At 44.0% G+C, this 20,192-nt stretch carries 14 protein-coding genes; 9 read left to right on the top strand and 5 right to left on the bottom strand.

The window, feature by feature from the left end; translation table 11 throughout:
- Positions 1-86 precede the first annotated feature (86 nt).
- The 7 genes from GX089_09480 (at position 87) to GX089_09450 (ending at position 9,362) form a co-directional block, all read left to right on the top strand.
- On the top strand, positions 87-1,781 hold the full coding sequence (locus GX089_09480; protein NLP02712.1) for a cellulase family glycosylhydrolase: 1,695 nt from the start codon (positions 87-89) through the stop codon (positions 1,779-1,781).
- Positions 1,782-1,957: 176 nt separating this feature from the next.
- Positions 1,958-3,457, top strand: a complete 1,500-nt coding sequence (locus GX089_09475; protein NLP02711.1) for a hypothetical protein — start codon at positions 1,958-1,960, stop codon at positions 3,455-3,457.
- A gap of 626 nt (positions 3,458-4,083) precedes the next feature.
- Complete coding sequence (locus GX089_09470; GenBank protein ID NLP02710.1) at positions 4,084-5,961, top strand: family 16 glycosylhydrolase; 1,878 nt, start codon at positions 4,084-4,086, stop codon at positions 5,959-5,961.
- A 322-nt stretch (positions 5,962-6,283) separates the two neighbouring features.
- Positions 6,284-6,721: an Rpn family recombination-promoting nuclease/putative transposase gene (locus tag GX089_09465; GenBank protein ID NLP02709.1), complete on the top strand. Its 438-nt coding sequence runs from the start codon at positions 6,284-6,286 to the stop codon at positions 6,719-6,721.
- Between the two features lie 101 nt (positions 6,722-6,822).
- Complete coding sequence (locus GX089_09460) at positions 6,823-7,218, top strand: hypothetical protein (protein ID NLP02708.1); 396 nt, start codon at positions 6,823-6,825, stop codon at positions 7,216-7,218.
- Between the two features lie 247 nt (positions 7,219-7,465).
- A complete protein-coding gene (locus GX089_09455; GenBank protein ID NLP02707.1) occupies positions 7,466-8,602 on the top strand; it encodes an alkaline phosphatase in 1,137 nt (378 codons plus the stop codon).
- A gap of 25 nt (positions 8,603-8,627) precedes the next feature.
- Positions 8,628-9,362 (top strand): MBL fold metallo-hydrolase, encoded by a 735-nt coding sequence (locus GX089_09450; protein ID NLP02706.1) that lies wholly within the window; start codon positions 8,628-8,630, stop codon positions 9,360-9,362.
- A gap of 180 nt (positions 9,363-9,542) precedes the next feature.
- On the opposite strand, the gene GX089_09445 is transcribed toward GX089_09450, so the two are convergent.
- The 3 genes from GX089_09445 to GX089_09435 form a co-directional block, all read right to left on the bottom strand.
- The gene (locus GX089_09445; protein NLP02705.1) at positions 9,543-11,108 is read right to left on the bottom strand and encodes a hypothetical protein; all 1,566 of its coding nucleotides are present in this window, start codon (positions 11,106-11,108) and stop codon (positions 9,543-9,545) included.
- A gap of 678 nt (positions 11,109-11,786) precedes the next feature.
- Positions 11,787-13,535 carry a glycoside hydrolase gene (locus tag GX089_09440; GenBank protein NLP02704.1) on the bottom strand — a complete coding sequence of 583 codons (1,749 nt, stop codon included), beginning with the start codon at positions 13,533-13,535 and terminating at the stop codon, positions 11,787-11,789.
- Positions 13,536-14,266: 731 nt separating this feature from the next.
- Positions 14,267-15,010 (bottom strand): hypothetical protein, encoded by a 744-nt coding sequence (locus tag GX089_09435; protein ID NLP02703.1) that lies wholly within the window; start codon positions 15,008-15,010, stop codon positions 14,267-14,269.
- Between the two features lie 401 nt (positions 15,011-15,411).
- Here GX089_09435 and GX089_09430 point away from each other — a divergent pair, with 401 nt between their 5' ends.
- Positions 15,412-16,149, top strand: coding sequence for a M48 family metalloprotease (locus tag GX089_09430; GenBank protein ID NLP02702.1), 738 nt, complete (start codon positions 15,412-15,414; stop codon positions 16,147-16,149).
- Positions 16,150-16,152: 3 nt separating this feature from the next.
- Here the strand turns inward: GX089_09430 and GX089_09425 are convergent, their stop codons facing one another.
- Positions 16,153-17,061 carry a hypothetical protein gene (locus GX089_09425; protein NLP02701.1) on the bottom strand — a complete coding sequence of 303 codons (909 nt, stop codon included), beginning with the start codon at positions 17,059-17,061 and terminating at the stop codon, positions 16,153-16,155.
- A 1,034-nt stretch (positions 17,062-18,095) separates the two neighbouring features.
- Between GX089_09425 and GX089_09420 the strand changes: the two genes are divergently transcribed.
- Positions 18,096-18,410, top strand: coding sequence for a hypothetical protein (locus GX089_09420; GenBank protein ID NLP02700.1), 315 nt, complete (start codon positions 18,096-18,098; stop codon positions 18,408-18,410).
- 151 nt (positions 18,411-18,561) lie between these two features.
- Here GX089_09420 and GX089_09415 read toward each other — a convergent pair whose 3' ends face one another.
- Positions 18,562-19,881, bottom strand: coding sequence for a hypothetical protein (locus GX089_09415; GenBank protein NLP02699.1), 1,320 nt, complete (start codon positions 19,879-19,881; stop codon positions 18,562-18,564).
- Between the last annotated feature and the right edge of the window lie 311 nt (positions 19,882-20,192).

Raw genomic sequence — 20,192 nt, 5'->3', positions numbered from 1 at the left:
TATTTTTTTCTTGTGTAATTAATATATGTATAAACTAAAGCGATCTTCTTTTTAACCGTTTAAGTGATTCAATGCAGAGGTATTTAATGAAAAGAACATGCTGTACCCTGATGATATGCCTTCTTTTTTCCGCAAGTTCTCTCTTTTCTGCTTCCCCTGTTGACACACATGGAGCACTGAAAGTCAGCGGCAATCAGATTGTTGGCTCTAAAGACAATCAACCTGTACAGGTAGCAGGGATGAGTCTTTACTGGTCAGTGTGGGGCGGAGAGAGATACTATAATGCTGATCTTGTAAACTGGCTTGTCGATGACTGGAATATTACTCTGATCCGCTGCGCCATGGCTGTTGAGCCCAGATCCACCAACGGACAACAGGGATATCTGGCCGATCCCGAAGGCCAGAAAAGCCTGTTGAAGAAAGTTATCGATGCCGCTATAGCAAGAGGGATTTACGTTATAGTAGACTGGCATGATCACAACGCAAACGCAAATGTAAATCAGGCCAAAACCTTCTTTGCGGAGATGGCACAGACCTATTCCAGCACTCCTAATATTATATGGGAGATCTGGAATGAGCCCGACAACACAGGCGGATCGGGTGACAAGGGAGCGGATACCTGGAATGATATTAAGAGTTACGCAAATCAGGTGATTCCGGTCATTAGGGAGCACAGTTCAAACCTGATAATTGTCGGGACTCCCTTCTGGGCACAGAATGTCGATGAAGCCGCGGATGATCCGCTTTCCGGAACAAACATTGCCTATACTCTTCATTTCTACGCTGGTAGTCACGGGGAGAAACTGAGAGCGAAAGCTGATGCAGCTCTGGGCAAGGGTGCAGCTCTTTTTATCACCGAGTTTGGACTCTCTATTGCCGATGGGGGAAATACGGACAAGACCGTTTACACAAACGAGGGGAAGGCCTGGCTTGACTGGGCAGATCAGAAAGGAATCAGCTGGGCAAACTGGTCTATCATGGACAAAGATGAATCATCCGCAGCCCTTGTTCCCGGAGCACTTGCTGCAGGCAACTGGAACAGCGGCAATATCTCTCAATCCGGTCAATGGATCAGAGAGAGGCTCAAGTCCAGAAAAGTATACGATTTCGACCCGATTCCTGAAGATACCCTTAAACTGCCGGGGAGAGTCGAGGCGGAAAAATTTTCTTCCAAGTCAGAGGGGTTACAAACCGAGACTACATCAGATGCCGGTGGTGGTGAAAATCTGGGGTATACAACACCGGGAAGCTGGGCGGAGTACGAAATTTTTGTATCCAGAGGTGGCACTTACACAGCTTCCTTACGGGTGGCAACAGAGTCTGAAGGCGGTACTGTTACTCTGAAGATCAATGGTGCTTCAGTGGGATCCTGGAACGTTGGAAACACCGGAGGATGGCAGGAATGGACAACTACCAGTGTATCCTCTGAGTTTTCCCTTCAGTCCGGTCCGGCTGCCTTACGTGTGGAGTGGAGCGGTTCCGGTTCCAGTCTTGTAAATCTCAACTGGATCGAGTTCCAGGTGGTGACATCAGTTGTCAACCACGCCGGTTCCCTGGCAGGTAACCGCATTCGTCTTCTGGGAAAACAGCCCGGATCGATAGTAGTTGAACTTTCTGCTGATGCGGAAAAGGTCTCTCTGTTTTCTCTTTCAGGCAGTCTGCTCAAATCATTCAAGGCACGCCCCGGTAAAGTGAAACTGCCTCTGGGTAAAGGGGTCCATCTTCTGAGGATAGAAAATCGTTCAGGAGAATATATATCTGTTCCTGTGATCGGTTATTAAACTCCTCATTCTATTCTGTTAAGTGTGCCTTAAAGTCCCCCGATTGGGGGATGGTTTTCCTGTTATAAACCGATGCTCCATCACCTTGCCTCCCCATAAAATTTTCAAAGCTCATTATATTAAACAAGTGTAGAATTATTAGTGTTTGCCCCTTGTCATCATTTTCGGAGTCTGATATGAATAAAACCAAAACAACTCTCTCGATTGTGCTTCTGCTCTCTGTTGTTCTCAGCAGCCTGGATGCTGCAACATATCTGGTTGGAAAAGGAAAAGATTTCGCCACTCTTCAGGATGTCGTTGGTAGATTAAAACCCGGGGACATTGTGCTTGTCGACGGAGATGCATCGTACCCCTCCGGGGTATATATTGATCGGAGCGGGACTGAAAAAAACTGGATCACTATCCGTGGAGTGAGATCCGGAAACGGATCCCGCCCTGTGATCTCAGGAAATGATATGTATGGAATAAATGTATCTGCAGACTTTGTGGTTATAGAGGGATTGCAGATAAGTGGTCTTGCAAAAGGAATCGGTGTCTTCGGGGACAATATAAAGGTGCGGGACTGCATAATAAACGATTGTAACCATGGGTTGATCGGCTACGGAACAGGCACCGGAAATGTGACAGTTGAGTATTGTGAATTTTACGGAAACGGAGTGCCAACCGGAGGAGCCACTCAGCATCAGATTTACATGGCCACCGATGAAATAGCTCACCCCGGGGCCACCTTTCGCCTTCAATACTGCTACCTTCACGATGCTGTACAGGGGGATAATGTAAAATCCCGTGCAGAGCGTAACGAGATCTATTACAACTGGATGGAGAATGCCGGAAGCAGCGGGCATGGTCTGGGACTCTTTGCTCCTGATCCTGAGGACAATGAAGATGTCTCAATAGAGACTGCCCGGGAGGATACAGATGTGGTGGGGAATGTCATAATTCAGCAGAGGAATTCATGCGCCAGAATAGGGGGTGACGCTCCCGGATATCCCACCAACGGCCGGTATAGATTTGTCAATAACACATTTATTCTCACCGGCTCCAGAGGCGACTGTATCAGGACTTTCAACTCAATTGAAACGCTTGAGATGTATAACAATGTCATTTACAATCTTATATCGGGGGCGGATATCCGTGTTGTAAATGATGCTGACGGGGAGTGGAAGACCTCACCCCGCCTCCTGACAGGAAGTAATAACTGGGTCAGGGAGGGAGCATCCAGAATTCCGGGAGAGTGGAGCAGTACACTTTCAGGGAACACATCACCGTTTGTAAATGCAGATGAACATGATTTTACTCCTCTGCCCGGAGGTGCACTTATCAATGCAGGCGCTGAATCAACTCCGACCATATCTTCCGCTCCATTCACAAACCCTCTTTTCCCTCCCGCTTTTCATCCCCCGCATGCCGTATTGATAGACACAGGCTCGGAACAAAGCCGTCCGGTTGACGGGAGTATTGATATCGGAGCACTTGAGAATGCCTCATCAAAAACTGTAAAAGGTTCCAAATATCATCTCAGCGCAATTTCCCTGTTTTGTCCGGGAGATCGCAAAACCTACAGCTTAAATGGAAGAATTTTCAGGGGTGAGGCAGGAAAAAGTTCAGGGATAAGGCTGCTTGTATTAAAAGAAACAGACAAAAGCAGGGTCATAGGATCAACCTTTACTAAATAGTATAGAAAGATCAGTAATAATTCTCCGTAGATATCAGGAGCAGGCTCCTGATCAGAGTGGAACATCAATATAAGATCTTATTCCATACTTTTTCTTAAAGCCCTATCGTACTCTATCAATCCAATCATTCTTTAACGCAAACCTTTGCCTGGAGAGTAATCCAGAAACGTTTATTCATTAAAGAGATAACGCGTGGTAGGTCTCCAGGAGGTCTCCCCCTGGCTCCAGCCCACATGTGCTCGTAATCGTAAATAAAAAAAGATCATCAAAAAACTACAGGGTGAACTGGGTACGTACCCTCGTACTGTCGTACCCCAGGAAAGACGTGGAAAGAAAAGTGCTGCTTGTAATGAACATCTCTCACGTAGAAAGTCCTGCCCATGACGGTCTTCCGGCATGAATAATGATTCGTTACCTTCAGCAGGGGTTTTAGGGGCCCGTAAAACGGCCCCTACCATTTACTGATGCTTTTAATATCTGGACTCCTGCTTTGCCGGGAAAGACGTGGAACGTAGAAGTGCTGCATTTCATCCCATTTTCCAGCCATCCTGAACAAAACTATTTGTGACAAATCACGATCTACTTCTTATATTAACAATTACCGGTCTTAAAGACATGGACTGGAAATGTTTTATGAATTCTATTATTATAACCAGCAATTGACTTTTTTTGTTATTATTTGTATCTGGTTATCTCACAGAAAAACAAAAAATCAGGACAGAGAATCTGAATACCAAGGAGCACCCGTGGAAACAGAAAACCAAACAAAAATTCTAATCTCAACAGCCCTGTTGTTTATCGTTTCCGGGCTCTATTACCCTGTCGCTGCACAGCCATCTTATGAAAACTACCGCCTTGTATGGTCCGATGAATTCAACGGCAGCGGACTTCCCGACTCCAGGAACTGGAGCTACGAGGAGGGCTATGTACGCAATAACGAACTTCAGTACTACACCCGTCAAAGACAGGAAAATGTCAGGATGGAAAACGGGAATCTGATTATCGAGGCCAGGAGAGATAACTGGAACGGAAATGAATACACATCCGCCAGTTTGTATTCCCGTGGAAAGCAGGAATTTCAGTACGGGATTTTTGAGATGCGGGCAAGAATAGATGTACGTCAGGGATCATGGCCGGCATTCTGGACTCTTGGAGTTTCGGGTGAATGGCCCAGTAACGGTGAAATCGATATTATGGAATACTACGCTGGTAAACTCCATGCTAACCTTTGCTGGGGATCGAAGGAGAGATGGAAAGGGATCTGGAGCTCTAAGACCAGAGATGCAGGAAGTGATTTTGCCGAAGATTTCCATATCTGGAGGATGCTGTGGACAAAAGATGAGGTTCAGCTCTGGGTTGACGATTTTCTTCAGAATGCCACAGATCTCAAAATCACAATAAATGAAAGTGACGGGAAAAACCCTTTTCACCAGAAAGCATATATCATGCTTAACCAGGCAATCGGGAGTAACGGCGGGGACCCTTCCGGAACCACCTTTCCTATCCAGTATTTAATCGATTATGTCCGGGTTTACCAGGAATTTGACACAATTCCTCCCGCTGTAGTTGATGCCGCAGCATCTGAGGACGGTACTGTTTCGATTCTTTTTTCCGAGGAACTCGACAAGTCAAGTTCCGAATCGGTTTCCAACTTCACAATCGAAGGCCATTCAATCTCATCCGCAGCACTCCAGATTGATTCCAGAACAGTTGTGCTCAAGGTATCCGGGCTTTCAGCGGGCGAAGAGATAATTCTCACAATAAAAGGAATAAAAGATGATTCAGAAGCGGCAAATACAATTGCCCAGGTAACACGCAAACTGACAGTTGCACCTAAGAGCGTGAAGCTGACAGGAACAGTTATCGGCGATGGTGATCCCTGGAACAACACAGTTGGGGTGGAGTATGATGCTGCTGTTGACGGGAACACATCAACATACTCCGATTGTGTGGGAGAGACAGTCTGGGTGGGTTATGATTTCGGTGCCGGGAATTCCATGATCATAACAGGTTTCAGATATTATCCCCGCACCGGATACGCGGACAGGATGAGAGGACGGACAGTTGAGGTCTCATCAGATGGAGTAAACTGGGAGAAAGTGTACACTATTCCACGGATACCGGAGGAAAACAAATTTACGACAGTACCGATAATCCACTCCGCGCCTGTGCGATTTGTAAGATATAACGGTACCGGAGGCTATCTCAATGTGAGCGAGATCGAGTTTACAGGCTATCAATACGTGTCAACATCTGCCGGTAAATCCGATTTAACTGGTATTAATCCCGCTCTGTATTCAGATGGCGCATGCAGGTTTTCACTTTACACGCTTTCAGGGCGTCTTTTGGAATCACGGGTGTTAAGCAGTGCCGGAAGCTTTAGAGATGTGTTGGGAGAACTGAGAAGAAGACAGGGCAGGAGTTCATCTCAGGGCCTTTACATTGTAACTCTTGAGAGTATAGGGAACAGGAATACCATTTTAAGGAAAGTGATAAAAAGGTAATTCAGTGGTCAGAGTTTCCGGAACTGCTTTCGCAGGGATTATGTAAAGGTAAGGGTGTTTCTTGTAAAGCACAACTGCCACCGAAGATCATCATGCCTGTGAAAACAGGCATCCAGAGTACAGAATTATCCGCCTCTCCGTGTGCATATTTCTTTCTTACCAACAAGTCAGTTTTTTCCAAAAAACATTACTATTTTCAGAACAACAACAAACAACCCTGAGTAACTTATACAAAGAGGAATACTGCAATATGGCTTCCCTGAAAAACAATCAGGATTTGTAAAAAATACAGCATGCCCACGACCGTCTTTTCCGAGAATCGATGCAGGATATCGACATTGCACGACAGCTTTCTTTTTTAACATTGCCATCAAAAGCCCAAAACCTGATCAATTGGGATACATTGGAGATTGTAAAAGAGGTATGGCTCGATGAAAGACTTAAGGAGCACCGCTCAGATGTCGTTTATCGTACAAAAACCCTGAATGATCAATGGGTTTATCTGCTCTTTGAGCATAAGAGTTCACCGGACAGAAGAATCCACTTCCAGCTTTTGCGCTATATCCTTGATATATTCGACCAACATGAGATTCAAAACGGGATTGGCAAACATTTGCCGTTAGTAATTCCAATTGTGGTATGTCATTGTAACGGACCTTGCAAATTCGACAATAGTCTGATAGCTGATATCGCAATTCTAGGGAATAAAAGAGGTTATTCCGGATTTTCGCTTTTTAATGCTGGATTTGTGGCTTTTTGATCCGGGGCAAATGGAAGATGGATCTCCCACTGAGGCAGGAGCTGGTAAACTCAAGATGCTTCTGCTGGCTCTTAAGTACAGTAGAAGCCCTGAGATTTTAAGTGTTTTACCGCAAATTACGGATATCAGAAAAGGTTCAAAGTGATGGTTACCTGTATGTAGTATTAACATATTTGCAGTCGGTGATTGATGATGAGTTAAAAGGCCGGTTCAGGGAAATAGTAGTGAAAGAGCACAAAGATGGTGAGGCAATTATGAAGACAATAGCGGATAGTTATCGTGAGGAAGGGCGGAAAGAAAAAGAGAGAGAATTAAAAAAAGTAATCGAGCAAAAAGATACTGCACTTAAGCAAAGAGATGCAGAAATTGAGCACAAAGAAGAATTTGTAAACCAAATTGTCAAACGGATGACCCAGAAAGGGATGAGTCTGCAATCTATCCAGGATATTACCGGTCTTGATAATGAGACAATCGAGAAGATTATAAAAAAGACCTGATTTTATCATGCATGAGTCAAGCTGCTAAAATATACCAGTATTCTAATGACTCGGCACTTTCTTTTCAGGTCAGCAGTGGCTCTGGAATCAATATCGATAACATCTTTTTATCCAGGTACCCGGACATTTCGATACCAGAACCCAATATTGATAAACAACTCTCTATTCCTTTTCTGAAAACTGATCCGGAAACTATACTTATTATGTCGCAAAATACTGGACATGAGGTCACGAAAAAATCAAAAATATGACTATACCACCTGTCCGTCCTCCTGCAGTCTCATTTGTATATTTATTCCTGCTACACTGTCTTTCTCTTGCATCGGACCATGTTGTCATAGTGGTAATGGACGGCGCGAGGTATTCTGAAACAATGGGAGACAAATCAAATGTCCCCAACATTGCAGCACTGGCCAGACAAGGAACGACTCTGACAAATTTCCGTACCTTTTTACCCTGCTCTGCACACACATTGATCTCTGAAACAATTCCCGGTCACTCCGGAATCACAACCGGTACACATCAGGATCTCTCCAATGACGGGTCGATGCTGCCAACCTCGCCATCCATTTTCCAGTATTATCGTAAGGAAAAAAGAACAGATTCCTCATCTTGTATTGTGCTTTGTTCTAAGAAAAAACTTGATATACTCGCCAATACATCAGATCCATTCTGGTCCGGTAAATATCTTCCTACTGTTGACTGCGGCAATGATGGGATAAGGGACGACAGCATCACCCATGCCCTTGCAATCGAATACATTCTCAGAGAGCGCCCTTCGCTGATGCTGATCAATTATGCTGGACCCGATGAAATGGGGCATTCAGGAGACTGGAATGGCTACATAGAAAAAATTAAAAAAACAGATGATTTCATCGGAGAGATCTGGCGTGCAATCCAGAATGATCCGGTTCTGCGTAATACCACTACACTTTTCATTACAAACGACCACGGACGCCATACTCATGATTTCTATTCTCATGGTGATGATTGTGAAGGTTGTACCCATATAATGTTTATTGCTATTGGCCCAGGTATAAAGATTAATCACAGTTCTGCAATCCCAAGAGAGTTGATTGACATTGCGCCTACTATCGGTTACATTGCTAATTTCAGCATACCGGGAGCAGAGGGTAAGGTTATGCATGAGATTTTCAGAAATGCTCCAATCGTTATAGATGACATAATTAAAAGTCCGGTTTTTGATAAAAGAGTAGTTTTCAACAATCTGCCTTCAGGCACACTTGTAGAGTGTTTCAGTCTCTCTGGAAAGCGGTCCCGTCCAGAACATATTGTTGAACAGGAAGGTTCTTCAGATTTGAACCGGATATCAGTTAAAAACAGGGCAACTGGAATATATCTTTATAGAATCAGAAACAGATAGTTAAGTGAACACTAAGGAGGACTCTATGAGACATGTCTTTGCACCTCTGCTGGTTATTTTCGCATTGTCAACTTTCTCACACGCACAGAAGCAATATCAGACAGACACCATTTCTACCTCATCGGGCAATCTGATGATCACCTTTTTGGGGCATGGCAGCCTGATGTTTACTTTTGATAGTACGGTTGTTCATGTGGATCCCTACAGCAAAGTAGCCGATTACTCGACTTTACCGGATGCTGATCTGGTGCTTATCACCCATCATCACCAGGATCACCTTGATACTGCCGCGTTGAATCAGATTCTCAAGCAGGGAACAGTGATTGTAGGTACGCAAACTGTTGCCGGAAGCTTGAAAGATGCAGTTGTCATGAAAAACGGTGACAGTAAAAAAATAAAGGGAATCGAGATAAAAGCTGTGCCTGCATACAACATTGTGCATAAAAGAGATAATGGCCAGCCTTTTCACCCCAAAGGTGAAGGAAACGGGTATATCGTCACCATAAAAGGCAAAAAAATCTATATTGCAGGAGACACGGAAAATATCCCTGAAATGAAGCAGTTTAAGCGAATCGACATCGCTTTCCTTCCTGTAAATCTTCCGTACACGATGACTCCTGAGATGGCGGCGGATGCTGCCAGGGCTGTAAAACCGAAGATCTTTTACCCCTACCATTTCGGTGATACGGAGATTTCCAGGCTTACTGAACTGCTTAAAAATGACAAGGATATAGAGGTAAGAATTAGAGACATGCAATGAAAGGCGGCATTAATGCCGCCTCTACCAGACTAAGCCCTGAACCGGGCTTGCAGGAAAATAAAATCTCATTGTTTTCTATTTGCCCCGATTTTTCAGGGTTTACATGTGTTGAAGTGCAGTCGTTTTGTCGTAACATCGTAATGTCGTGCCCTCGTATTGTCGTACTGTCGTATTGTCGTACTATCGTACCCTGCTGGTAGAAGAAGCCTTCTCTGCCCCAGCCCCAGTTTTCTCCAGGAACTGCTTAAAGAGATCATTCCCCGGGACTCCGCGGCAGACAATAACTCCTGTGCTGTCAACACAGATCAGTTCCCTGTCTCTGTGATTGTGAAGCGCTCTCACCATCGGCCCATCCCAGCCCAGATTCTCCTCTATCACCGGTAATTCCGTATAAGGCTCACCACTTGTCCTGCGGTTTATTCCGACCAGGCTTATTCTTTTGTAGTAAAGGCCGGCAGACTCTATAAATGAAAGCAGATTCCTGTCTTTCATGTTGAGCTTTGAATCGCCCTCAAAGAAGTAAAGTGCTACAATATCGTTGGCTGAACACTCTTTCCAGAGATTGAATTTCTGTAAAAAATATCCCTCAACCCTGGGTACCATATCACCAACAGAGACGCTTGTGCGTTTAACCGACCCTCCATAAAGTCTCCTGCCTCTTACAGTGATTCCGTTATTCAATATGGAATCGATACGGAATGTCAGAGTGTCAATTACTATGGCTTGCGTGGCGTTTTCAAACATCTCAGATGATCCCTCACGGAAATCCACATTCCCGTTTCCATCGAGATCCAGCCCGATTCTGATCCCCGATCTCTCCCTGAAACCGGTCATCCCCCTGTCCCAGAGAAGCGCCTTTATTTTCTTTCCAGTCAGCGAATAATATCCCTGGATAATGCTGTTATTGCGGTAATCAAGTACAGGGTTGTCGGTACCAAACCCCCTTAATTTAATCTGTAAACGCACTGCAGATCCGTTTATTACAATGCTGTCTTCACTGAAGCAGTCCCGGACCGAGCAATCAGCTTCCGATCCGTCATCATTTACCTGCCAGAAGCTTACCTGGTCATCAGAAAGATCCGAATTACCGTTTCTGTCAATGATATAGTACACTGAAAACCTGCTGTATTCCGGATTGTTTTGATGGTTTTTGACTGCTGCTACACCTATCCTCTTGTCTCCAATCAAAATGCTGCCGTAAAGGACCTTTTCCCATCCCTCGACAGACCGTGAGATAAAACCGGGTTTAGTGGACAAAAGGGCGATTCTCTCATAGGGAGTATCATCAGTTACAGAGGACAGGCTGACATTTGACGGTTCATGGAGTGCAAGGTTGACATTACTGTTTTTAAAAGGATCGAAAATAATAGTGTCTGGGCCTTCTAATTTTTCAAAATGGCAGACTCTGTACCGCCTGAACTTGTAGCGGACAGTATCCTGATTGCCATTGAGCGCCACAAACAGATAATAAGTAAACGGAGTCTCGTACAGTGCAAAGGTATTGAAATCATTAAAGAGCATGAATCTTCCGGTACTGTCTGTAAAGGTCCGGTAGATCAGATTAATGTTGGAATTGTCGCGCATTGTAACGGAAACCGAATCCAGCCCCTTTCCATCCGGCCCCACCACATAGGCTTCAAGTGATGCAAAATAGTCGGGACATATATCGCGGTATTTAAAATTGATAACAGTGTTTTTGATGGCAAAGAATGAGATCGCCAGGGTCATGGTTATGCAAATCACCACAAATATGATCGTGACGGAAACTACCGGGTTTTGCTTAATAAAGCTCAGCTTTTGGAGGAATTTTTCCATATCTGAAAAATAAACGATTCGGAATGGGGAAATGTTACATAATCGCCTGGTTTCATTCAGAAAGTCTGGGTTCCTGCTTTTGCTGATATAGGACAAATTGTTGAATTTAAAGCTAATGCGGAAAAATAATTTGTCCTTTAAAAAAATAATGTGTGGGAGGTCTTCCCCCTGGTTCCAGCCCACCGAAAGACGGTGGCCTTCCACCACCCCCTCTGTGTTGACACATTGTTGTGCACTGCGGGAAACGGCTACAAATCGGGTAAGGCAAAAGGGCTTCTTAATCTTTACTGGTGGAAGAAGAAACGAATATTGTATACAGGATATGAATCTGAACTGTAATTTTGTGATTAGTTGATTGAAATGATTAATGTATGAGAAATGCGGAAAGAAAAATGCTGCATGTAATAAACATCTGTCACGTAGGAAGTCTTACCCATGACGGTCTTCCGGCATGAATAATGATTCATTACCTTCAGCGGGGGTTTTAGGGGCCAGGAACACGGCCCCTACCCATTTTCTTATTATTATTTACCATAGTTCAACAATATATAGAAATTATGTTAATATCTATTAATATTCTCTTGTCATCGTCTCAGCCCGATATTTTTTCTATTTCTTTTTTATATAAATGCCCTTATTTAAAATCTTCCGCGACTTCATATCCGCTCTTCTTCCCGACAACGAGAAAAAATCTCTCTTACCTGAAAGCTGTTTTGATGAGCTGTTGTTTAGTATCAGAAGTGTGCGGGGTTGCTCAGATCTTTTATAAACTGTATATCTTTTATTGACAACCGTATTTACTGACTTTGTATATAAATCTGCCGGGAGCTCATCCAGAGTTATTACATACTCACTGTTATAAATAGTATTAAGCAATACCGGGTCATTGTATCTTGAACTCATGAGAAATTCACCATACCAGGGGCAGAAATACAGCCACCAGGCTCCCTCATTGACAATGTTCTGGATATCCGGTATGACATCGTTTTCGGTCAGGGCAACCATCTTTGTATCATTTGTGTAATTGACCAGAGATAGAAATACCGTTGTTACAGCACTTGTTTCCCATGTGTAGGGAGATCCCTCATACTTGTCATAGCCGACTATGTCTACACAGTCATCTCCGGGATACCATTCGAAAGAATTTGCATAGGTGTATAGATTAACCTCCCAGATCAGATTGTGAAGCCCGTATTTTTCCGTCAGAGTAGTATAAAGCAATCTCCAGAGTTGCTTGTAGACTTCCGCGCCTCCCGATCCCCACCAGAACCACGCCCCTGAGCCGTCTGTGTTGTTATTCCCCTCTGCCTCATGGAAAGGACGGAACAGGACAGGAACTTTTGCCTCCTGGAGAATGAGAAGCTGCTTTGCAAGAGAATCAATGGCCATCATCAGGTATGCATGTTCTTTGGTAGTTTCATTGAGGCAATTTGCAGTTTTAAAACTGGCAGTAGGTTTATATGTGCACTGTTGCCAATCAACGAACTCCCCGAGAGTATAATTTGTAAAATTTTGCGGTACGGTAATATGCCATGATGCAGTCGCGATACCATTGCGCTCCCTTACCCACTTTATCATCCTGGCCGTCGTACTATCCTCCCATCCATACAAAGGATTATAGTTCATCAGGTCAAAGCCTCTGATCGCAGGATATTTACCGGTCTTTTCATAGATATATTCAAACTCCAGCTCCATATTGCCGTCATTTCCCCCACCGTAAATCTCCTGCTGTCCGGAGATGACAAACTTTCCATACACACTGGTAAGGTATTGCTTGAGTGCCTTTGTCTCGGGTGTCGCATTTGGATCACAGGTCGCGGGTGAAATGTTAAGATCAGGCATATCTGCATGGTCAAATGTTACTTTGTCATAAAGGATAAATCCCCAGCTTCCTGAGGTACCAATCTCGATTTTTGCCGTACCTGCCTCAAGGAAAGTAAATCCGAAACTGAAATCAATCCATTCGTTTTTGTTTGGGATATAGAAATCCCCGATTTTTTTGCCATTTACGGTTACAGCCTGAAGTCTTGTGTCACCCTCCTCCCCCAGGTACATCCAGCATCTTGTTGACAGCTCATACATCCCTTTTTCCGTTATTGTAACCTCAAATGCCAATGTACCGGAATTGGATACCCATACAAATCCTTCCCCGGAATACCCGGGATATTCGGTTCCATAGACATTGGTGGTAACAGTAGCCCCGTTACTTAACAACAGATCTTCGGCTTCGACCTGTACCGGAATGGAATAGGCGGCTCTCACAGAAGATGGTGCCAGTAAGAGAAGTAAACATACAATCCCATTCACTGCAAATATGGAAAGTGAATGGACGGCCTTTTTGATGAACAGACTTTTCATTTTTCCCCCTCTGAAAATTGAGAAAAGTTTGTTGTTATGTGAGTATACAGTGGTTCAATTAAAATATGATATGGGGAGAGGGGAATTTAAGATGGGTGTTATGATGAGAGCCCAGGTTGTCCTCAGGTATACTGTAATTTTTCTTCTATTCTACACAAATAGTTTTCCCTCTTCTAAATCTGAAAATCCCTGAAATAGTTTCACCATAAATCGAAAGGCCCTGAAATATGGATGGCCTCATTCCAAAACATGGCGGATATCGTAAACTGAGAAGTTTTCAAATATCACAGCTTATTTATGATAACCACACGGTTTTGTGAACGCTACAGAGAAAAGTGACAATGTAAAAATTACAAAAATCCTTTTTTTAGCATATTCAGCCCCTTTCAAGTAAACAATTCTGAAATAGCCAATACTTTCAATTGACAACGTATCATTACTATGGACGGCGTGAAAATGACAGGAGAATCAGAGTGTTCCTCGCCATCTTATGCTTCAGGCAGTTTCCCTATCATCGAAACATATCAGTGTACCGGAGCGTTTCAGGTATTTGATTACCTGAATAACACCACTGCTATTCAGTATTTTTAATTACCTTATGAACCATCCTCGCTACAAAATGGATTCAATTATCTCACAATTCTTCAATAGATCAACAACATGCTTAAAAATTTCAGTGTCGTGACATCTGCATTGATAATGGCATATTATTCTAGGGAGCTCCCCCCAAATCACCTCTCACCATCCTTCTTCTCATACTCCCTGCCAAACGGAACCCCCTCAAATATCTCCTCCACAAACTCATTTACACTTTCAGTCCAGTCGCTTCTGGAGAGGTCAGCGGCACTGTTGTCGGTAATTACATTACCGAAGGTAATTACGGAGTCGTTTGAGCAATTTACAATCAATACCTTTGCGGAGAGCTTCAACCTGTAATTTACAAATGTTTCCCGGTTATTCTCTTCCCCAAGATGATCGATCATCATTTTACCATGTCTTCTTCTGTTAAAAGTGGATAAATCTGAGTTGGCACTTCCGACAATATCTAATGTAAGCTTCTGCACTATCATCAGGTAGTCTATCCCATCGGATACAAACCGGTCCAGTTTCTCCAATGGGACTTTCATTTCCAGATAATTCTTTCTATACGAAAACCCTTTGCTTTTCATCCCTAATGAATCATCGGTAAATACCACCCGGGAAAAAAGAGAATTTCTAAGAACAGCATCCCTGAAGGATACTTTGAAAAAGTGCTGGAAATTATCCATGGGGTTGCCGGGGCCAAACGATGAATTGATCAGGTTTGGTTTGCCGATAAATGGCTGTGACGGATCAAACATGACACCGAGTGTCAGTCTTCCTGCCCCCACTTTGAAATCCTTTGGAAGCACCACCATTTGTGGTGGTTTGGAGCAAGACAGAAAAACCAGAAATGAACACAAAGAGATTATTGAAAGATGGCGAGCCGATCTCATCGGGAATAACATCCTATCTGCATTTTGGTGAAGATTTTTTTGTTTTTCAGTTCAGACTGAAATGTTCTTGAAAATAAACTAAATTTTGCCAACAGTGAAAACTGTCGGAAGTGTAAATTTCGGGATTTTCATTCTTTTTGCTCTGCACTCTCTGTGTGTTCTGTGGTAATCCCCCCCCCTCTATTCCCTCTTTCTATTTCTTCACTGTACGCCTCCGGTGAGCCTCTTTTTCATGCTCTTTTTCTACGGACAAATGTTAAACGAAGTACCCATTTTCATACTTCCAAGATTATATTTTTTTATAGAAGCCTATGAACAGACAATTCACCCGATATCGCTACTTCTCCTGTACAGTGGTCCTTTTTTCTCTCATTCTATCCTGTCAGGGGATTACCAATGCTTTGAGACCGCTTTTAATATCAGAGGAAGATGAGATAAAACTGGGAAACAGTTTCAAAGCACAGATTCTCTCCGATACCCGGGAGTATCCCCAATACAATAGAAACCAGGCTGTCATAAGATTCGTTGATTCAGTTGGACAGTATCTGGCTTCTGTTCAGGATGAGCGCCCGAACCTTCCTTTCACCTTCACAATACTCGACAAAGATGATGAAATAAATGCGTTTGCGATCCCTGGCGGACATGTTTTTGTCTATACCGGGCTTTTGAGAAATATCCAGAGCACATCTGAACTTGCCGGAGTGCTTGCACACGAGATCGCGCACATTACCCTCTATCACGGCGTTAACAAGATGGTACAGGGGGAAGCTTTAAACCTTGTAAACACTATCCTCTTTGGCAGCGACTCCTCCTCAATTGCCGGAGCTATCGCAAACCTTGTTGAAAGCCTGGCATTTCTGAAATTAAGCAAAAACGATGAGTACGATGCGGACAAGTACTCGGTTCGGTATACCACAGATGCTGGAATCAACCCTGCAGGGATGAAACATTTTCTTAAATTTTTACTTGACAAGTATAGTGAAGAACCAAAAATTTTCGAGCCTCTCTCCACCCACCCGCGTACAAGTGAGCGTATCAATGCTATCGAAAAGGAGATTTCCAGAACCCCCGGAGCTCCTAAAGACGATACATCGCTGCTGTATAAAGAGGAATACCAGAAGATTAAGGGGCTGATTTAAATCTCAGGGATAAAACCCCACACTGATCCCGAAATTTGACGCATACCCGGTATGTCTCCACGGATGTTCCCCCTGAGACGAATCAACCTTGCGTTTGAATCCGGCACCAAACCCTGCTTTACCGCTGATATAGTATTTCCAGGAAAATTCGTATGAAAATATGGCATGGGGAACTATCGATGATGAGAGCTCATAGCCCTGGAAAGAGCCGTACTTCAGCCATGACGGATACAGTTTCTTAAACCCACAGAGTGTCTCTAAACCGACTGTCAATTTTTTAGTAACCTTTGATGTGACTTTGATATCGGGATCTATATACCAGCTCCCTCTCTTCCCCAGAGAACCATCTATTTCAGGATAACCAGCTACATATAAATTGTAGTAAATCTCTCCTCCATACCTGAGCCTTAACTTTTTATAAAGATCACCGGAAAAGCCAAACCCTGTCTTTAAAACAACATTCTTTGATCCCAGCCAGACCCCGGTATTGGTTTTATAAAAGAGAGGAAATGTTACCCCTATTCTCGGTTCAATATTTCCGATTTTGTAACCGACATAGGTAGTGAAATCTCCTAATGCAAAAGCACTGAAAACCGTATCACAGGGGATTTTCTTTCCATTGACATTCAGAGAATCCCTCTTTTCCACAGTACACTGAAGCGGAATACCGACAAACCCCTTTAATTTCCCGTAAGAAAAATAGCTGTCAAAGGCAAGTTTATTGTAGGCGTTGAGAGCATCACGATTGGGATAATGACTCATCCAGGAACTTATCCCGCAGGTCACAGGGCCGGTATGGAACTTGATTTTTTTGGCAGCTTTTCCTTCTACAGGCTTATTTTTGCTGTCACTATCCGCTGAAGATGGGATAGCAAGTATAGAAACCAGAAGAAGCATTAATATTGAATTCATTTTTCTCCACCACCCATACCCATATATGGGTAGTTTCTGGTCTGTTATCTCAGAACAGGATATGTCTAATATTTAACTATTAGCAATAAATAAATGCAATAAGCGTTTCAGGTTTTTTCTCTCCTTTTTTTTCCTGAGCCAAAACTTCGTTGAATCTTCTCGTGCTTAGCGAAGCAGTATGGATAATTGTAATCAAAAAGTAATATTTACCAGTATAAATAAACGCCTTTTGCAGAGTGTTGATTTTTTCACTATAAGGAGGTGAAAGTCTCACCCTGTCTGCCCTGCCGTAGCTTCTTAGCGTAGGCGGATCGTTCGCCACCCCCTCTGTGCTGACGAAGTGCAGTGCACAACGGGAAACTGTTACAAGTTGGGCAAGATTAGCTGGCTTCTCAACCTTTACTGGTGGAAGAAGAAACGAATATTATATACCGGATTTTCACCTTCGTTCTTGTGCTCGTAATCATATTTAAAAAAGCCTCAAGAAGCACAGGGTGGCCTGAACATGCTCCTGTCGTATAGTCGTACTCTCGTACCATCGTATTGCCGTACTTCCCCCTGGCTTCAGCATGCTTTTCCCCTGAAACCTTAGTATTTATCGCGCCAGACCTTAGTAGTAACAGATTTTAACAAACGTGAAAAAACCTTATTACCTTATTTCCTTTCCACACCTCTTAATAATGTAATAAGGTTATTGTCATTGATTTTTTCTGCTGCTACTAAGGTTTTAAGACAGATACTAAGGTTTTCGAGACAAAGATGCATTACCAAGATTTAACGTGGAAAGAAAAACGCTGCCTGTAATGAACACCTGTCGCGTAGAAAGTCCTGCCCATGACGGTCTTCCGGCATGAATAATGATTCGTTACCTTCAGCGGGGGTTTTAGGGGCCAGGAACACGGCCCCTACCTTTTTCTTAAGCTTTTAATGCTGTATTCCTGCTTTCACATGAAAGGCAAAGAGAGCCAAATTGAATAAATGCAGTCGCTATCTCGCATTCTTATTAGAACTACACTAATTTCCAGGAGGTAATTATGTGGCAGGCATGGATAGTTTTATTAGCTGGAGTGTGGGCCCTTGTTTCCAGCTTTTCCACAGGGCTTGTGATTCCAGCCAATTTTATCGTTACCGGGATAGTGATGGCTGTCTTCGGGTTCTGGTCTGCAAGAGGCAATTGGCAGGGCTACGTAAACGGATTCCTTGGGCTATGGTTAATTTTCTCCGGATTTATTCCGGCACTGATTGAGCCTCTAAACCTGCTGATCGTTGGTATCGCTTCCGCAGTCCTTGCACTGTGGCATGTTTTCGGTACAAGACCGACTTATGCCAGAAGGGCAACAGCTCATTAAGGGGAAAAAGGCCTTTATTCAGGATAATCGGGGAGAAGAACCTTTCTCCTCCTTTTTCTTTTCTTCTAAAAGGCGGCTTTTTGCCACATGATCAAAAAGCCGCCAAAACAGGGTACCTTTGCCCCAAAGCCATGGAAGTTTATCCGGGAGGTTATGTCGTTAATGGAGGCGGAGCAGTCCTTCCAAAAAACTCGATCAGGAACTCCAGGAACACAACCCCCACGGTAAGCCACACGACATAGATCACACTACGACCCACAGGAAGCAGTAGTGCAAATCCAGCAAGAATCAATACTGCTGCCTGCAATTTATTACGATTCGCTTTTATCCACCCCCCTACCCGTCCAGGTGCCCGATCTCCTCCCAGTTGGTAAATCCATAAGCGGACTCTCCTCCGCATTCTGGTCATCAATAATGAGGGACCAAGAGCATAAGCCCCGAAACACAGTATAATTCCAAGCAGCAGTGAGGCACCCAAAGTAGATAACAGTCCTCCTGTAATCGTATCGTAGGCCTGAGAAGTTGCCTCTGATGTGAATAAAGCATCGGGAGGGACCTGCCCAACCATTCTCATTTTGACTATAAAACTGGCAATCAATAGAATCAGACCCGCAGATATGATTCCCACACCCAGGAAAAGTACTGTCTTCCTCCGGTTGTATGACAGTACTAATGAACCTGCTATTGCCACCAGGGTAATTAAAGCAAGCCAGGGAGCTGCAGTATTGAGAGTCTTCAATATGTTCAGAAACCTTACAAACCGTTCAGATTGCAGAATCGCTAATTGAGCCGTAATCCCCTCAGGCAATATAAAACCAAGCCCTCTCCTCTGCAGTTCCTGCCGAAGAGTCTCGATTATTCCCTGCAGATCGATTTCCATCGATTCCGCACGCTCAACCAGTTGCCCATCGATCTGATCTGCCCTTGTGAACCCGGCCATGGCCAGACTGTGACTTAGACGGTTTGCCTCAGTCCAGATACCCTCAAAAGCATCAGTGCTTATGATGAATTTTACGACCTGCCGTGCTGCCATCTGTAAAAGTGTGATAATTGGACCCGCCAGTTCCTCGGATTTTTCAGGAAGCTGCTCCTGAACCCAGGCCCTGATATTTTCCTGCCTTGAATATTCCTGAACGACAGCATTCGCAACTGCATCCTGAACCGCCGGGTCCTCAGTTACCGGCCCCACGGCTTCAACCCACCCGTCTGTGGTTAACAATGTGTGGTTAAGCCAGAGAACAGGAATAGCCACAAACAGCGCTACAATGCCTATTATCAGAAGAATCAGAGAACTGATTCTTCTGCCCGCCGATTCAGGCCTCTCGTGCTCAACAGCGGAAGTGCCCGGTTCCACCTTTTTGCCTTCACTACCCTTTCTAAGAGCAAGCTCCTCCTGAAGCGCCCTGACCTGTGCATGAAGCCTCTCGATCTCCCGTGCGTCTTCATTTCTACCACTGTATTCACCATTCATCGTATCACCCTCTTTTTATCTCACATCTTCACCTGAGTAGCCGATATTCTCATTACAAAGCAAATGCCAATCCTGTCAGGGCATCTCTCTAATCGAATCTTTTCCTGATCTCATCAGTTGATGCAGACAGCACAAAAGCACTGATAATCAGGCCGATATGAGAAAATGCCTGAGGGAAATTGCCAAGCAGACACGCTTGCTCAGAATCATATTCTTCAGAGAGAAGACCAGGATAAAGGACAACCACTGGATATAGTGAGGAAGTTGTGAAGTTCAATGCTGTGGCTGGAAACTGTACCCTTGCCAGAGCA

Source organism: Fibrobacter sp. (genome assembly GCA_012523595.1).
GTDB lineage: Bacteria > Fibrobacterota > Chitinivibrionia > Chitinivibrionales > Chitinispirillaceae > JAAYIG01.
Note: the sequence above shows the minus strand (reverse complement) of the source record. Positions and strands in the feature narration are given on the sequence as shown.

What these genes read in the sequence shown, in the direction of transcription:
- GX089_09480 (NLP02712.1), top strand. Translation starts at nt 87, where the DNA reads ATGAAAAGAACATGCTGTACCCTGATGATATGCCTTCTTTTTTCCGCA.
- GX089_09475 (NLP02711.1), top strand. Translation starts at nt 1,958, where the DNA reads ATGAATAAAACCAAAACAACTCTCTCGATTGTGCTTCTGCTCTCTGTT.
- GX089_09470 (NLP02710.1), top strand. Translation starts at nt 4,084, where the DNA reads ATGTTTTATGAATTCTATTATTATAACCAGCAATTGACTTTTTTTGTT.
- GX089_09465 (NLP02709.1), top strand. Translation starts at nt 6,284, where the DNA reads ATGCAGGATATCGACATTGCACGACAGCTTTCTTTTTTAACATTGCCA.
- GX089_09455 (NLP02707.1), top strand. Translation starts at nt 7,466, where the DNA reads ATGACTATACCACCTGTCCGTCCTCCTGCAGTCTCATTTGTATATTTA.
- GX089_09450 (NLP02706.1), top strand. Translation starts at nt 8,628, where the DNA reads ATGAGACATGTCTTTGCACCTCTGCTGGTTATTTTCGCATTGTCAACT.
- GX089_09440 (NLP02704.1), bottom strand. Translation starts at nt 13,535, where the DNA reads ATGAAAAGTCTGTTCATCAAAAAGGCCGTCCATTCACTTTCCATATTT.
- GX089_09435 (NLP02703.1), bottom strand. Translation starts at nt 15,010, where the DNA reads ATGAGATCGGCTCGCCATCTTTCAATAATCTCTTTGTGTTCATTTCTG.
- GX089_09425 (NLP02701.1), bottom strand. Translation starts at nt 17,061, where the DNA reads ATGAATTCAATATTAATGCTTCTTCTGGTTTCTATACTTGCTATCCCA.
- GX089_09420 (NLP02700.1), top strand. Translation starts at nt 18,096, where the DNA reads ATGTGGCAGGCATGGATAGTTTTATTAGCTGGAGTGTGGGCCCTTGTT.
- GX089_09415 (NLP02699.1), bottom strand. Translation starts at nt 19,881, where the DNA reads ATGAATGGTGAATACAGTGGTAGAAATGAAGACGCACGGGAGATCGAG.